This is a genomic window from Ensifer sp. EB106-05-01-XG146 (genome assembly GCF_058791875.1).
This window is the reverse complement of record NZ_JBYTDX010000002.1, coordinates 1,114,701-1,128,923: the sequence shown is the minus strand read 5'-3', so window position 1 is coordinate 1,128,923 and position 14,223 is coordinate 1,114,701. Positions and strand designations below refer to the sequence as shown.

Genomic DNA, 14,223 nt, shown 5'->3' with positions numbered 1-14,223 from the left:
CTTGCTGATGCTTGGTCGACACCATGATCCGCACACGGTTCGATGGAAAAATCATGCCGAACCTGCGGATGCACGCACGACAGCGGCGATCCGGGCGTCAGACGCGCCTTCTTCAAGACGGATTGTGACAGAGCGTAACCATCCGGCCAGGGCCGCAGGCTAAGCAGCCTTATGTTGTCGGGATTTCGGTGGCTGCCAATTCCACGGGAGCAATTGCTCGAGCCTGGTGATCGAGGTGTCGGCGATGCGAGCGAGCACATCGGCGAGCCACGCTTGTGGATCGATGTCATTGAGCTTGGCGCTCATGATCAGCGTTGCCATGAAGGCGGCGCGATCAGCACCACGGTCGGAGCCGGCAAAGAGCCATGCCTTCCTGCCCAGAGCGAAGCCGCGCAACGCCCGTTCGGCGGCGTTGTTGGTGAGGCAGATCCGGCCATCGCTGAGGAAGGATGTGAAGCCGTCCCAGCGCTTCAGCATGTAATCGATCGGCTCGGCGACCGGTGAACTGCGCGACAGCTTTGTTCGCTCAGATCGAAGCCAGACCTCAAGCTCATCAACGAGCGGACGGCTGTCCTGCTGACGTCGTTGCAGCCGGTCGTTGGCCAAAAGTCCGTTGATGTCGCGCTCGATGTCGAACAGCGCGTCGATGCGCTTGACCGCCTCGAGGGCAACCGGCGAGATCGCGGCAGCATGCTTTCCGCGTTTGGCGTTGGTGGCGATGTCGGCAAGCACGAAGAACTTGCGTCGCGAATGCGCCCAACACAGTGCCTGGGTCAACGGACCAGGATCACGATCCTGCGGGTTTCGGTAATTCGCGGACAGGGTTTCCATTAAATCCCGGACAGCGATTTCACTAAATCCGGGACAGCATTTCCGCTAATTCCCGGACAGCGATTCCGGTAAATCCCGGACAGTCTTTCGGCGATTAAAACATCGACTTTCGCACGCGCCGTTTTGCCATTCTGGACCCCGATTTGAGAGGGGTGCGGGGAATGGCGAAACGGAAGCAGGCGAGACTTACTGACGTGAAGGACATTCGATCGATATTGCGACTGACGCACGAACAGGGGCTTTCGGTTCGTGCGATATCGGAACGGCTGAAGATCAGCAAAACGACCATTTCGACCTACCTGCTGCGGGCGCGTGAGGCCGGGCTGACGGGCTGGCCGTTGCCGCCTGGCCTTGACGAGGACGCTGTGTTGCAGCGTCGCCTGTTCCATCGTCGCGGCCGCCCGCCCCAGGATATGCACGCGCCTGACTGGAGCCAGATCGCCAGTGAACTGAAGCGAAAGGGCGTGACGCTGACGCTGTTGTGGCAGGAATATCGCGAGCGGCACCCGAACGGTTATGGATACACTTGGTTCTGTGAGCGCTTCGCCGCTTTCGAACAGCGCGCCAGCGCCACTTTCCGCAATCGCCACACCGCCGGCGCGGCGATGCAGACCGACTATGCTGGTCACACCGTCCCCGTCATTGATCCGGCGACGGGCGAGATCCGGCCGGCGCAGATCTTCGTCGCGGTTCTGCCGGCCTCTTTGTACACCTTCGCCTATGCGAGCTTCACTCAACGGCTGCCAGACTGGATCGAGGGTCAGCAACGGGCTTTGAGCTTCTTCGGTGGCGTAACAAAAGCGATCGTCTGCGACAACCTCAAGGCCGGCGTTGCCAAGCCCTTGTGGTTCGAGCCGACCATCAACGCCACTTTTGCAGCATTCGCCGAACATTACGACACGACGATCCTGCCGACCCGCCCAAAACGGCCGAAGGACAAAGCCAAGGTCGAAGGCAGCGTTCTGATCGTTGAGCGCTGGATCCTGGCGCGACTGAGGAATGAGCGCTTCTTCAGCCTCGTTGATCTCAATGTGCGGATCAGCCAGCTCCTCGACGATCTCAATAACCGGCCGATGCGGCGTGTTGGCAAATCCCGACATCAACTCTTCGAAGCGATCGAACGCGACGCGCTCGCCCCCTTGCCAGCAACGCCATTCGAATATTCCGAATGGAAATCGGCAAAGGTTCATCCCGACTATCATGTCGAGGTCGATAAGGCCTTCTACTCCGTGCCGCACCGCCTGATTGGCCGCCAGGTCGATGTCCGGCTCACAAGCCGGATCGTCGAGGTCTTCCATGATCACCAACGCGTCGCCAGTCACCGCCGGACGTCGCAGCGGGCTGGTCACGTCACCGTCAACGAACACATGCCCAAGACGCATCAGCACTATGCCAACACCACCCCGGCGAGCCTGATCAAGCAGGCCGCAAAGATTGGCCGCAACGCTGCGATCCTGATCGAACGGCTGATGCGCGACAGGCCCCATCCCCAGCAGGGATACCGCGCCGCTCAAGGCGTTCTATCACTCGCGCGCCGGTACGGACCTGAGCGTCTTGAAGCCGCGTGCGATCGGGCGCTGACGATCAATGCGACCAGCTATTCCTCCGTCAGCACCATCCTCAAATCCGGCCTCGATCAAGCTCCACCAGCCGCCGAGCCGGTCAAGCCAGCCCCGCCGCATGGCAACATCCGCGGCAGTTCCTATTACCAGTGAAGAAAGGAAGACACTTGAATGCTCACACATCCAACCCTCGACCAGATGCACGCACTCGGTCTATCCGGCATGGCAGCAGCTTATCGTGAACTGGCCAATCAGCCCGAGGGCAGCGATCTCAACCGCGACGAATGGCTGGGTCTGATGCTCGACCGGGAGATGGCCGTGCGCGGTGACAAGCGCCTGACCAACCGGCTTGCAATCGCCAAATTGCGCTTCCCCGACGCTTGCATCGAGAACATCGACTTCGCCGCCCATCGCGGCCTTGACCGCAGACAGCTTCTCTCCCTGGCACAAGGCGAATGGCTCAAAGCCCATGAGCACTTGATCCTGACCGGACAAACGGGAACCGGCAAAACCTGGCTTGCCTGTGCCATCGGACGGCAAGCAGCCCGCCTCGATTATTCCGTTCTCTATGTCCGAATGCCTCGTCTCTTCGAGGATTTGGCACTGGCGCGCCTCGACGGTCGGTTCCCTCGATTGGTCGACAAGCTCGCACGTGTTCAACTGCTCATCTTGGATGACTGGGGAACCCATGCGCTCAGCGATCAGCAGCGGCTGGATCTCCTGGAAATCTTCGAAGAGCGCTACCGCAGGAAATCAACTCTGATCACCGCCCAACTCCCCGTGGCGCAGTGGCACGAGATGATCGGCGAACCAACCATCGCTGACGCCATCCTCGATCGCATCGTTCACAACTCTCACCGAATTGCGCTCGAAGGCGATAGCATGAGGAAGCAAAAGCAAACCTCGCTCTTGACCGAAACGCGAAACGCCGAAATCAATAACAAATGACATCAACCAGGCGAACGAAAGTCGATCCCGCGAGACTGTCCGCGATTTAGTGAAACGACTGTCCGGGATTTACCGGAATCGCTGTCCCGTTAATCCGAAATCCGCACACGATCCACCTTAAACAGCGGATTGTAGCCGCCATAGGCGTCGGCCTGCAGAATGCCGGTGAAGCTCTTGAGATGACGCTCGGGGTGCTCCTGTCGCCGATCGCGCGAGGCATAGTAGAGCGCCGCCGGCGGCGACTGCCCACCGAACGGCCGGTCATCCCTGACATAGGTCCAGATGCGTCCCGTGTCGGTCTTGCCTTTGGCGAGGATCGGCACGGTGGTGTCATCGCCATGCAGACGCTCGGCGGTAAGTACATGCGCCTCGATCAGCCCATGCAGCGGCTTCAGCGCCGCGGCGCAGGCCCCGACCTGGTCGGCGAGCGTCGAGAGGCTGAGGTCGATGCCCTCGCGGGCATAGCGCTCACTCTGCCGGTTCAGCGGCTGATGTTGACCGAACTTCTCAAACAGGATCATTGCCAAGAGGTTCGGCCCGGCGAAGCCCCGCGGCGTCACATGGAAGGGTACCGGCGGCTTCCCGCGCGATAGCGGTTACCGCGACTGTCTTTGCCTTGCCGGCGCTGATTAGCCGGCGATAACGCGTGCAAAGCCGCACCTGTCCCTTCCACGCTATGTCCCGGACCACCTTCGGCAGGCCTACAAGCCGAGCCTGGATCGTCGGGCTCACACGCGCCGGGTAGCGATATGTCCAAGCCCCTTCTATGAGTGCGCGGCGCGCCCGGATGTTGCCCGCTTTGGTGATCCCGCCACGTTTGATGCGTTCGCCCGTCGAGCTTTCTGACGGCACCAAGCCTAGATATGCCATTAAGCCAGCGGGCATGCGCCCGTGTCCACGGCTTGCGCCCTGTATAAATGCGGCCGTGACGAAGTAAAAAGGACTGGAGCTTGTTGGCGCAATTGCTTCAGCGGCTTCTTGAGCCGCATCGCGTGCACGCACCAGATCGCGCATAGCCTCGTGGCTTTCGTCAGGAACCCAGACCGGCGTCAATTCGCCCGCACGATGCAGCCGTGCCAAGCTCATTGTATCCCGACGATTTGTCTTCACCCTGTCGCCTGGGCGCTTGGGAATAAGGGACGGAGCATTACAGCGCATTCATGTCCCAATTCCACGATCTGGCGGTAGAGACCGTAACCTGTAGGACCCGCCTCGTAACAAAAGTGAAGTGTACGCGCGGGCTTGGAGAGCTTGCGGACCAACGCAGCCACTGATGCGGGCTTTGAGGAAATCTCGCCCAGAAAACGGACCTCGCCACTGCGTTCTCCCTCCGCGACCGCGACGGAAATCTTCAGTTTTGAAACGTCCAGCCCGACGAATATTGCGTTATTTTCCTTCATGTTCGCCCTCGCTAAGCTTGGGGCTCCGCTCTGGCCCATCCAGAGCAATCCCCGCACGCAGCATAATCGGGACGAGCCGCCTTCACGCGACGAACATACGGTCTAGTGCTTGCACTAGGACTTGCAGCCTTCAGCCTAACTCAGCAAGGCGGCCGTCACCGGAGGGGTACGCCGTTGAGCCTGACGTCATTGTCACTTCGCTGGACACCGCATCGCGCAACGTCACGGACACCGGCGCGGTCAACGCTGCTTCTGTCGTTCCGCTCAGCCTGGCAGGCGAGAAGCTCACTGACGTAATCACGAAATCGGGAGGTGTACGCGGTGAGACCTATGACACGTTTGTCACTGTAACCCGAGGGAACAAATCTGGCACCGTCTTGAAGAGCGCGCTCATCGACAATCCTACAGAAAACATCTGGGTTCAATCCGGTGACGAGATAACCCTGGTTCGCGACCCTCGGCAGTTTACGGTTCTGGGCGCTGTTAAATCCAACAAGCGGCAGGCCTTTGGCTCTCGAGATCTCAGTCTCATCGAGGCGCTCGGCATGAGCAGGGGCGGTAACGATCTCGCGACAGACGCCGAAGGGTTCTTCGTATTCAGATATGAAGAAGCAGAGATAGCAGCATCCTTGCTCGGTAGATCTTGTAAGGCCGTATGTTCTTTCCCTAGACTGTTCTTCCGGTGTCTGTCGTTATGCCAAGCGGCCGGAAAAATTGCAGTTCTGCTGCCCAATAGGGTTCAATTCAACCATCTCGAATCGCCGTAGCGGGCAATTCGGATATTAGAGCTGTGACGATCTTCAAGGCGCCACTCTCAAATCTGGACAAGCCATCCAAACAGACATTTTACGGTCTCAGCGGATTTCTGATTTCGCTTGCTCTTTTCGATAAGCGGAATATCTTCCTCGGCGTCTGTGAATTCGAACGCTCAGACTGAAGGCTCCCTGCGCTCCGAAAGCAATGGGAGCCTTTTTGATTCGGAGGCCCGCCGCACTTCTTCGCGACTACGTAACGCGATCGGATGTGATTTGCCCGTGGCGACCTCATTCGTCATGAGAGAACCAATCTCGAAAGTCGCGTTTCATTATAGGCAGCCGTAGCGATCCGTTCGAATAGCTATCGAAGGCGACTAGATTGAAGCGACAGCTTACGCATGCTCAGGCGTTTCTAACAAGTTGGACAGATAGTGACCATAGGACGTCTCGCCATACCGTCGTGCAAGGGTCTCCAGCTGATCACCATCGATGTAGCCGGCGCGATACGCAACTTCTTCCGGGCAAGCCACCTTAAATCCCTGTCGCCGCTCTAAGGTTCCTACGAACTCTGATGCTTCCAGCAAGCTGTCGGGCGTACCCGTATCGAGCCAAGCATATCCCCGCCCGATTCTTTCGACGTGAAGCTTGCCCCGTTCGAGATAAGCGCGGTTCACATCCGTAATTTCATACTCGCCCCGGGCGGAAGGTGTCAGGTCGGCAGCGATGTTTACGACCTCTTCGTCGTAGAAATAGAGGCCCGTGACGGCCCAGTTGGAGCGGGGCTTGGCAGGCTTCTCCTCGATCGCGACAGCCTTCAGCTCGCTGTCGAATTCGACGACGCCGTATCGTTCCGGGTTGCTGACATGGTAGGCGAAGACAGTCGCGCCCTCCTTGCGTTCCATCGCCCGCTTGAAGAGCTCTGTGATGCCATGTCCAAAAAAGACGTTGTCGCCGAGAATGAGGCATGAGGGATGGCCCGCAACGAAGTCGGCGCCGATTACGTAGGCCTGGGCAAGGCCATCGGGGGATTGTTGCTCGGCGTAACTCAGGTTGATTCCCCATTTCGACCCGTCGCCCAGCAGGAGTTGAAAGCTGGGGAGGTCCCGCGGTGTGGTGATGATCAGGATGTCGCGAATCCCCGCGAGCATCAGGGTTGACAAGGGGTAGTAGATCATCGGCTTGTCGTATATTGGAAGCAGTTGTTTCGAGCTTGCCAATGTCATCGGATGCAGACGGGTACCGCTTCCGCCTGCAAGAATAATGCCCTTCATTTCGTCACCTCCAGGTCCGTCTGGTGCTGGATGACGCGGCGTACGGTGGCTTCGATGGAGTTCTTCCAGTGGGGCAGGGTGATGCCGTGGTGTCGCGCGATTTTGCTGCAGTTCAGGCGTGAGTTTGAGGGCCGCGCGGCCGCAGTTGGGTAGTCTGCCGTCAAGATGCGGTTGACCTTGGCAAACGGGCCGCCCAGCCCTTCAGACTGGGCGAGGATTTCTTCCGCCACGTCGGCCCAAGTCGCATCACCAGTTCCCGCCAGATGGAACGTGCCGCGCAGTGCCAGGTCATCTGATGCCAGCAGATTCTTCGCGACACCGATGATCGCGGTTGCCAGATCCAGCGCGGATGTCGGGTTCCCTGTCTGGTCCGTAACGACCGATAGCTCGGCTCTGTTGCGGGCGTTGCGAATGATGGTCCGGACAAAATTTCTGCCGAACGGGCTGTAGATCCAAGCGGTTCTCAGAATGACATGATTATCGGTGGCGGCGGCGACCGTTCGCTCGCCTTCCCACTTGCTTTTGCCGTAGACGTTTACCGGGCGCGCCGTATCGCCTTCGGTATATGGCATGGTTTTTGTCCCGTCGAAGACGTAGTCGGTCGATAGATGGATGATCGGGATATTCAGGGCTTTTGCGACGCGCGCCAATTCTTGCGGTGCGACCGCGTTGACTGCGTATGCCCTGGTCTTGTCGGTCTCGGCTTGGTCAACTGCGGTATAGGCGGCGGCCGAGATGATGACGTCAGGAACCGCTGCCCTGACGACCCCCTCTATGCCTCCTGGATCCTCCAAATCGAATTGCGGGCGACCGAGCGGAACCACCTCGAAGTCGCCGCGGCTCTTTCCCTGCTCGACAAGCGACTGAACGACCTGGCCGTTCAGCCCGGTGACAACGATGCGCGATATCTGGTTCATTGCCCGACACCCGCATGCAGCGCACCCAGGCGAACGCCGTCATATCCCTTGCGAAGAGGGGCCCACCACCATTCGTTGTCCAGATACCAGCGGATCGTCTTCTCCATCCCGCTTTCAAAGCTGTCTTCCGCCGCCCAGCCGAGCTCTTCTTCCAGCTTCGTCGCGTCGATAGCGTAGCGCAAATCGTGCCCCGGCCTGTCCTCGACAAACTGAATGAGCTCGTCCCGGGGGCGGAATGCAGGGGCAAGCACGTCGAGTGTGGCGCAGATGTGCCTGACTACATCGATGTTCCGCCGTTCGTTGCGCCCACCGACATTGTAGGTTTCGCCGATTCTGCCGCGCTCGGCGATCAGCTCAAGCGCACGGGCATGGTCCTCAACGAAGAGCCAGTCGCGAATGTTCGTGCCGTCGCCATAGATCGAGAGTGGCTTGCCTTCGAGCGCATTCAGGATGGTCAGCGGGATCAGCTTTTCGGGGAAGTGATAGGGACCGTAATTGTTTGAGCAGTTGGAAACCAAGATCGGCATGCCGTAGGTGCGTGCCCATGCTTTGGCGAGATGATCGGAGGCGGCCTTCGATGCCGAGTAAGGCGAGCTCGGATCGTATCGCGTCTCCTCGGAAAAGAGCTGGTCATCCGCGAGCGAGCCGTACACTTCATCCGTCGAAACGTGAAGAAAGCGAAACCTGCGTTTGCCCTCATCTTCCATGGACTGCCAATAGGCCCTTGCGCATTCTAGCAGGTTGAATGTCCCGACAACGTTAGTTTCGATGAAGTCCCTTGCTCCGGTAATTGACCGGTCGACGTGACTCTCGGCAGCGAGATGCATGACGCGATCGGGTCCGAAGGTGGAAAAGGCCTCCGAGATCGCTCGCCCATCGCTGATGTCAGCTTTGAGGAAGCGATAGGAGGGGTTGTTTGCGACGGGCAAAAGGGAGCTGAGGGTTCCCGCGTAGGTCAACTTATCAACGTTCAACACGTCATATCCCTTGTCGATAATGAGGTGTCGAATAACCGCTGAACCAATAAAACCAGCCCCGCCGGTAACAAGTACACGCATATCTCAGTGAAGTCCTTCTAAGATAAATATCGAGACTAGAGTTCTGATCCGAACTTGGATTGAAGCTCGGAAAGTCTTGGCTGGTTCCTGTCTTTGTCAGACAGGATGGCGTAATTCGGAGATACGGGCCAATTGATCCGGAGCTCTGGGTCGTTCCAAAGAAGCCCGCGATCGTGCTCAGGACTGTAGTAGTCGGTCACTTTGTAGCTGACCACGGTTGCGGGTTTCAGGGTACAGAAGCCGTGGGCGAAACCCGGCGGAATCCAGAGCTGGTGACCGTTCTCTTCGGAAAGCTCAGCGGCCACGAACTTCCCGTGGGTCGGTGATCCGCGGCGAAGGTCCACCGCCACATCCCAGAGCGCGCCGGCGTTACAGGAAACCAGTTTTCCCTGTGCGCGCGGCGGCAGTTGGAAGTGCAGTCCGCGCACAGTGCCGGCTTCAAGCGACAGCGATTGATTGTCCTGGACGAAAGAGTGCGTCCCGACGATTTCGGCGAATTGATCAGCCCGAAAGGTCTCGGCGAAGTAGCCACGCGTATCGACCAATCGCTTAGGCTTAATCAAGAAAACAGAGGGAATGGCCGTTTCTTCGATCCGCATCGTATCGTCCTTCATCGTTGTTTCCCGTGCGCGAAATCATACGGCGCTTGTGGCGTTCTAACGATATGTTGCGTCTGTATTGCTGACGATCCCGGGAAAATGGGATCGCGAAGCGGACGTGCCATTCCACGGCCTCTTTCTCGATCGCTTGGTCCGCAGGGCCTGTGTGGAAAGATGCGGCTTGGATCCGCTGCATCTATCAATTGACATCCCCGCCCATGCCCCCCTAGCATCCCTCCTGCCGAGGGGCGCACTGTCACGGTGCTGAGATGGCGGTGAGCCAGACCCTTGAACCTGATCCGGATCATACCGGCGTAGGAACGGCGAGGGCCCTTCTGCTCACCAGCCGTCTCTGCGCTTGTCGACCGGATCTCCGTCCATTTCGGGGAGGTCGCTTTGCTCGTGTCTGTTCTTGACTCAAACCGAAAAGGCTCAGGTCTCAAGGAGGTGGGGCTATGACCGCGATCGCCGTCACCATCGCAGGCTCGGATTCCGGCGGCGGGGCCGGCATCCAGGCGGATCTGAAGACGTTCTCTGCGCTCGGCGTTTATGGCGCAAGCGTGATCACTGCGGTCACGGCGCAGAATACCCGTGGCGTTTCTGCGGTTGAAGATATCTCCCCGACCGTCGTTGCGGCTCAGATCGACGCGGTGTTTTCGGATCTCGCCGTGGGAGCGGTGAAAATAGGCATGGTCTCGCGGCGCGAGACGATCGCGGTGATCGCAGCTGGTCTGAAGCGCTACGACCGGCTGGCTGTCATCGACCCGGTGGTGGTGGCAACCTCCGGCGATCCCCTGATGCGCCCGGACGCGATCGCGACGCTCAAGGAGGAGTTGCTGCCGCTGGCGCTCATTCTCACGCCGAACCTGCCCGAGGCGGCGCTGCTGACCGGACGTGCGATCGCTGAAACGGAGGCTGAGATCGCGCGCCAGGCCGAGATGCTTCTGAAGCTCGGTGCGCGTTCGGTGCTGATGAAGGGCGGACATGCCAAGGGCAGGGATGCTGTCGACAGCCTCTATAGGGGGGAAACGGTCCTGCACCTGTCGCGGCCGCGGATCGAAACCAGGAACGATCATGGCACCGGGTGTACCCTCTCGGCCGCAATCGCCTCGGCGCTTGCCAAAGGTAAGCCGATTGACGACGCGGTCGTCGCAGCCAAGGTCTATCTGCATGATGCGCTGGTCGCGGCCGACGGCCTGGCCATCGGCCAGGGGCATGGGCCAGTGCATCATTTTCATCATTGGTGGGGCAACGATAGAGGGTCGATCGATGGGCCTTCGAACGTCGCCGAGGTCCAAGGCGTTCTTGGCAGTATGTCGCGATCTGGTTGAGCCGTTTGGCATTGCCTCGACTCTACCTCAGGCCACTGCCGCGCTGGGCAGGGCGGATTGCTCGCCCTTGAGCATCTTGCGATAGAGCGCCACATGCTCGCGTGCGCAATCGACGTGGCTCGTCGGTCGTCGAAGTGTCGCACGCAGATTGTCCCATGCCCGCGGGGCGGCCAAGACGTCGATCAGCCGGTCCGCCAGATCCTGGGCGCTCCCGGCGCGGAAGTGATGGCCGTCCAGCCGGTCGCGAACCTTTTCGGCCATGCCGCCGATGTCTGAACACAGGATCGGCCGGCCGTGATGCAGCGCTTCCTGGATAACGACAGGGGAGTTCTCCCACCAGACGGAGGGCATTACCACCCAGTCGACCGAGCGCATCAGCCTTGGCATGTCCTGGTTCTGGTAGGCGCCATAGAAGCGGACGCGACGACCGGCGTCCTCGATGAGTTTCGCTACCTTCTCCTGATAGTCGTTTGGCTGACGCTCGAGGTTCCCGCCAAAAATCATCAGCGAGGAATCATCGCCCCAGATGTCGTCGGGCACCCGTGATACCGCGTCGATCAGCACGTGAACGCCCTTGAATGGCGTCATCTGCCCGAAATAGGCAAAGCGGTTGCGTCGCGCCGTCGGCGACGGCAATTCGCGGGCTGGCGCCTTGTCGCCCATGACGATGCCGTTCTCGATGACGAAGATCTTTGCGGCTTCAAGACCCCATTCGACATAGCGGTTGGCGAGAAAGGCACTCGGCGCGATGAAGGCATCGGCGAGATTGAGCATGCCGCGCACGAACTGTTCGCGGCGAACGAAGCGCGACACCGGGATTTCGGGGAAGCACGTGTGGCAACTGATCGGTGAGGCGCCGTTGCAAAGCTGGCCCGAGGGGCGTTTCACCATTTGCCCGTGATTGTGGCAGATCGGCAGATACTCATGGAACGTCACGACGATGCGTGCCTTGGGCAGGGCATCACGAACGGCATAGAGCGCTTCCAGGCCGAAGCCGAGAATATGATGGAAGTGAATGACATCAGGCTTGATGTCACCGACGAACCGCAAGAGGTCGCGGCGGATGGCGTCCGTATCGCCGTTCGACAGGAAGAAATGGTCGAAGTCTTCGGCGTGGTAGAGCACTTCGTCCATGGCGAGACGCAGGCTCATCAGCGCGGAAGCGCCATGGCGCGGAACCGGATTGCCGACGCGGGCGAGGTAGATCGATTCCACACCCGACAGGCCGTTCAGCGCCTTGTGAAGACCATGCGAAGCAATTTCCGCCCCGCCAAGCGAATGGGTCGGGTGGCCATGGGAGACCACGAGTACGCGGAGTTTTTCGCTCATGCGTCGGTCTCCTCGAAGAATGTTTGGGCGGTTTCGGGGGCGGGCATCCATCGGGCGCGGAAGAGCGTCCGGTCGACACGCTCCACGAACCGGGCGGTGGCGGCAGAGCCCGCTCCGGGTACCTCGTCCGACCCCACCATCTGCAGGGACGGAAGCCAGTAAGCCTCATAGCCCTTTCCGCTCAGGCGAAGGGCGAGATCGAGGCCCTTCAGCGCTGCGCCGAGATAGGTCGGCGACAGACCTGCGTCCTCCATAAGCGCTTCACGCGGCAGGATGCAGCAATCGAGCGATGCAGTTGCGACCCGGGTCAGCTTCAGGCGATTGACGGCGCCGACAGGATAGCCGGCGTAGCGGCTAGATTGAAGATGGTCGTGGCGATCGAGCGACGTGCTGCCGGCCCAGCGGATCGAGTGATCCTCATAGGCAAGGGTCGGCGAAATGATGCTTCCCGTCTTTATCTCGTAACCGGCAACGAGTGCCTGATACCACCCGGCATTGGCTGGCGTCAGCGACGCGGAAAGCAGGACGACGGCATCGCTGTTCGTGCTCCCAGCGGCCGCTTGCGCCAGGTCGCATGCATCGCCGGCGCCTTCGACGGAGACGAGCCGCAGCGGCAAGCGATAGAATTCGGAGACTTGACGGATGTGGACCGCGTGCCGTCGGAACTGCTCGGCCTGGAGCACGAGCGCAATCGGCGCCCGGCGCGTTTGCGGATCAAGCGCGAGCAGCCCCAAAAGCGGTGCGAAATCCGTCTCGGTTTCTCCGGCGACAAGAAGGATGGCGGTACCCTCGGCCTGGTCGAAGGGGCCCATGTCGACAACGGTCTCGATGGTCGGTGCGGTGCTGCGCGCCGCCGTCAGGAACGGGACGATCTGCCGGTCGATGATATCGGGCAGGGCCCAGCTTGTCGGATCGATCGAGCCAAGCAGCCGTAGGGCGGCGGCGCGTGCCGGTAGCCGCACGGGGAAAAGTGGCATGTAGGCGCGGCGGGCGTCTCTGAGGGTGAGTTCGAGGTGAACTGGTCCCTCCGCCTCGCCACCAAGCGCCTCGACGCGACCGATAAAGCCATGGGACCGGCGATGGCCGGAAATCGCGCTTTTGAATTCCGGCCGATCGACGAAGGCCTCTTCGACGTCGGATCGTTCGGTGCGCGTCCAGGCTGCGTCCAGCCGCACTCCGCCACCCTGTCGGCAAAGTCGCACGCTTTCAACATGCCCATCAGGGTCTAAAAGCCAGCCCGAAATCAGGAAGGCACCATCCCCACCCTGGTAGAGTGCATCCACGCCAAGGCGGACAGGAACCGGAAGGCTTGAGATCGTCTCGGTGCCATCGTATCCGCTCGCGGCATCGCGCAGGCGAAGCATGACTTGCGGCGAGCTCTGGCTCTGGAGCAGCATCGCGCGGATATGGCTGGGTGTCTCGAGCGGACCGGTCACGACCCGGCGTTCGTGGAGCCCGGCATAACGCCAGGCGCCGCGGCCGCGATAGAATATGCCCTTGATGTCGCGCGCGCGGGGCAGATCGTTTGCGGACAGGAGGCCGACAAAACCGGCCGAGCCGTCAGGCGCGTCGTTGCGCTGGAAAATGGCGACGTTGCAATCGGCAAGGAAGGTATCCTCGCTCTTGACGATCGCCCGGCAGACGCCGGCGGGCAGGTCGTGCGCCCATCCTTTCAGGGCGATGGTTCCATCATGCCCCTCGCCGAGCAGTTCGATATATCCGTCGCTCGCCGCTCCGGTCTTAAGCAGGGTCGTAATGGCCGCGAGCCGTTGATCGGCATGCGGCGGCTTGATAAGCACGTCCACCAGACGACCGAGCACGTGTACCAGCTGCGGACCGGCGAAATCCTTTAGCATCGCCGTGACTTCACCGATCGAAACGGTGCGTGGCGCAACCATATAGCGCTTGCCGTTACCCGCCTTGCCGAAGCGCAGCGTAGTCGGCAGCCGCTCAGAACCTTCGACCGACAACAGCGCGGCAAAGCCATGCGTGGCGGAAGACTGGGGTGTCGCCAGCCGCCAGCCGACGACCGACGCCATGACCTGGCTTGACGCATCTTCATTGATCTCGACCGGCAACTGATCGGCCATCGGGCCACCGGTTCCGATAACGAGCAGCAGTGTTTCGTCGATCGGGCAGGCGATGATCCGTCCACTGCGCGCAATGCGGCCAAGCGGTGCAGGGCTTGCGGACAGGCTGAGTTCCGTACTGGGCATGAGATG

At 60.3% G+C, this 14,223-nt stretch carries 9 protein-coding genes, 3 pseudogenes and 1 riboswitch; of the genes and pseudogenes, 3 read left to right on the top strand and 9 right to left on the bottom strand.

Annotated elements, in window-relative coordinates; translation table 11 throughout:
• Positions 1 to 159: 159 nt before the first annotated feature.
• Positions 160 to 792 (bottom strand): annotated as a pseudogene (tnpC, locus tag AC3WVQ_RS25255) (IS66 family transposase); the annotation flags it as partial.
• A gap of 200 nt (positions 793 to 992) precedes the next feature.
• Between tnpC and istA the strand changes: the two are divergent.
• The gene (gene istA, locus AC3WVQ_RS25250; protein WP_492382697.1) at positions 993 to 2,546 is read left to right on the top strand and encodes an IS21 family transposase; all 1,554 of its coding nucleotides are present in this window, start codon (positions 993 to 995) and stop codon (positions 2,544 to 2,546) included.
• Positions 2,547 to 2,564: 18 nt separating this feature from the next.
• On the top strand, positions 2,565 to 3,341 hold the full coding sequence (gene istB, locus AC3WVQ_RS25245) for an IS21-like element helper ATPase IstB (protein ID WP_060521043.1): 777 nt from the start codon (positions 2,565 to 2,567) through the stop codon (positions 3,339 to 3,341).
• A gap of 107 nt (positions 3,342 to 3,448) precedes the next feature.
• On the opposite strand, the pseudogene AC3WVQ_RS25240 reads toward istB, so the two are convergent.
• The 6 genes and pseudogenes from AC3WVQ_RS25240 to rfbC all read right to left on the bottom strand — a co-directional run.
• A pseudogene (locus AC3WVQ_RS25240) lies at positions 3,449 to 3,922 on the bottom strand (IS66 family transposase); the annotation flags it as partial.
• A pseudogene (locus tag AC3WVQ_RS25235) lies at positions 3,849 to 4,741 on the bottom strand (IS110 family transposase). The pseudogenes AC3WVQ_RS25235 and AC3WVQ_RS25240, both read right to left, overlap by 74 nt.
• Before the next feature lie 1,147 nt (positions 4,742 to 5,888).
• Positions 5,889 to 6,767 (bottom strand): glucose-1-phosphate thymidylyltransferase RfbA, encoded by an 879-nt coding sequence (gene rfbA, locus AC3WVQ_RS25230; RefSeq protein ID WP_492383146.1) that lies wholly within the window; start codon positions 6,765 to 6,767, stop codon positions 5,889 to 5,891.
• Positions 6,764 to 7,684: a dTDP-4-dehydrorhamnose reductase gene (gene rfbD / locus AC3WVQ_RS25225; protein WP_492383145.1), complete on the bottom strand. Its 921-nt coding sequence runs from the start codon at positions 7,682 to 7,684 to the stop codon at positions 6,764 to 6,766. The genes rfbA and rfbD overlap by 4 nt, the downstream gene beginning before the upstream one ends.
• Positions 7,681 to 8,742: a dTDP-glucose 4,6-dehydratase gene (gene rfbB / locus AC3WVQ_RS25220; protein ID WP_492383144.1), complete on the bottom strand. Its 1,062-nt coding sequence runs from the start codon at positions 8,740 to 8,742 to the stop codon at positions 7,681 to 7,683. The genes rfbD and rfbB overlap by 4 nt, the downstream gene beginning before the upstream one ends.
• A gap of 35 nt (positions 8,743 to 8,777) precedes the next feature.
• Entirely contained in the window at positions 8,778 to 9,341 is a 564-nt protein-coding gene (gene rfbC, locus AC3WVQ_RS25215; RefSeq protein WP_192357585.1) for a dTDP-4-dehydrorhamnose 3,5-epimerase, read from the bottom strand.
• A gap of 234 nt (positions 9,342 to 9,575) precedes the next feature.
• Positions 9,576 to 9,679, top strand: a riboswitch (TPP riboswitch).
• Positions 9,680 to 9,796: 117 nt separating this feature from the next.
• Here rfbC and thiD point away from each other — a divergent pair.
• Positions 9,797 to 10,672, top strand: a complete 876-nt coding sequence (gene thiD / locus AC3WVQ_RS25210) for a bifunctional hydroxymethylpyrimidine kinase/phosphomethylpyrimidine kinase (protein WP_192372314.1) — start codon at positions 9,797 to 9,799, stop codon at positions 10,670 to 10,672.
• Between the two features lie 27 nt (positions 10,673 to 10,699).
• Here the strand turns inward: thiD and AC3WVQ_RS25205 are convergent, their stop codons facing one another.
• Both AC3WVQ_RS25205 and AC3WVQ_RS25200 read right to left on the bottom strand, forming a co-directional pair.
• A complete protein-coding gene (locus AC3WVQ_RS25205) occupies positions 10,700 to 12,001 on the bottom strand; it encodes a glycosyltransferase family 4 protein (protein WP_492383143.1) in 1,302 nt (433 codons plus the stop codon).
• Entirely contained in the window at positions 11,998 to 14,217 is a 2,220-nt protein-coding gene (locus AC3WVQ_RS25200) for a hypothetical protein (protein ID WP_492383142.1), read from the bottom strand. The genes AC3WVQ_RS25205 and AC3WVQ_RS25200 overlap by 4 nt, the downstream gene beginning before the upstream one ends.
• Positions 14,218 to 14,223: the final 6 nt, after the last annotated feature.

Coding starts and splice junctions, on each gene's coding strand:
- rfbC (WP_192357585.1), bottom strand. CDS start 9,341: ATGCGGATCGAAGAAACGGCCATTCCCTCTGTTTTCTTGATTAAGCCT.
- rfbA (WP_492383146.1), bottom strand. CDS start 6,767: ATGAAGGGCATTATTCTTGCAGGCGGAAGCGGTACCCGTCTGCATCCG.
- AC3WVQ_RS25200 (WP_492383142.1), bottom strand. CDS start 14,217: ATGCCCAGTACGGAACTCAGCCTGTCCGCAAGCCCTGCACCGCTTGGC.
- istA (WP_492382697.1), top strand. CDS start 993: ATGGCGAAACGGAAGCAGGCGAGACTTACTGACGTGAAGGACATTCGA.
- istB (WP_060521043.1), top strand. CDS start 2,565: ATGCTCACACATCCAACCCTCGACCAGATGCACGCACTCGGTCTATCC.
- thiD (WP_192372314.1), top strand. CDS start 9,797: ATGACCGCGATCGCCGTCACCATCGCAGGCTCGGATTCCGGCGGCGGG.
- AC3WVQ_RS25205 (WP_492383143.1), bottom strand. CDS start 12,001: ATGAGCGAAAAACTCCGCGTACTCGTGGTCTCCCATGGCCACCCGACC.
- rfbB (WP_492383144.1), bottom strand. CDS start 8,742: ATGCGTGTACTTGTTACCGGCGGGGCTGGTTTTATTGGTTCAGCGGTT.
- rfbD (WP_492383145.1), bottom strand. CDS start 7,684: ATGAACCAGATATCGCGCATCGTTGTCACCGGGCTGAACGGCCAGGTC.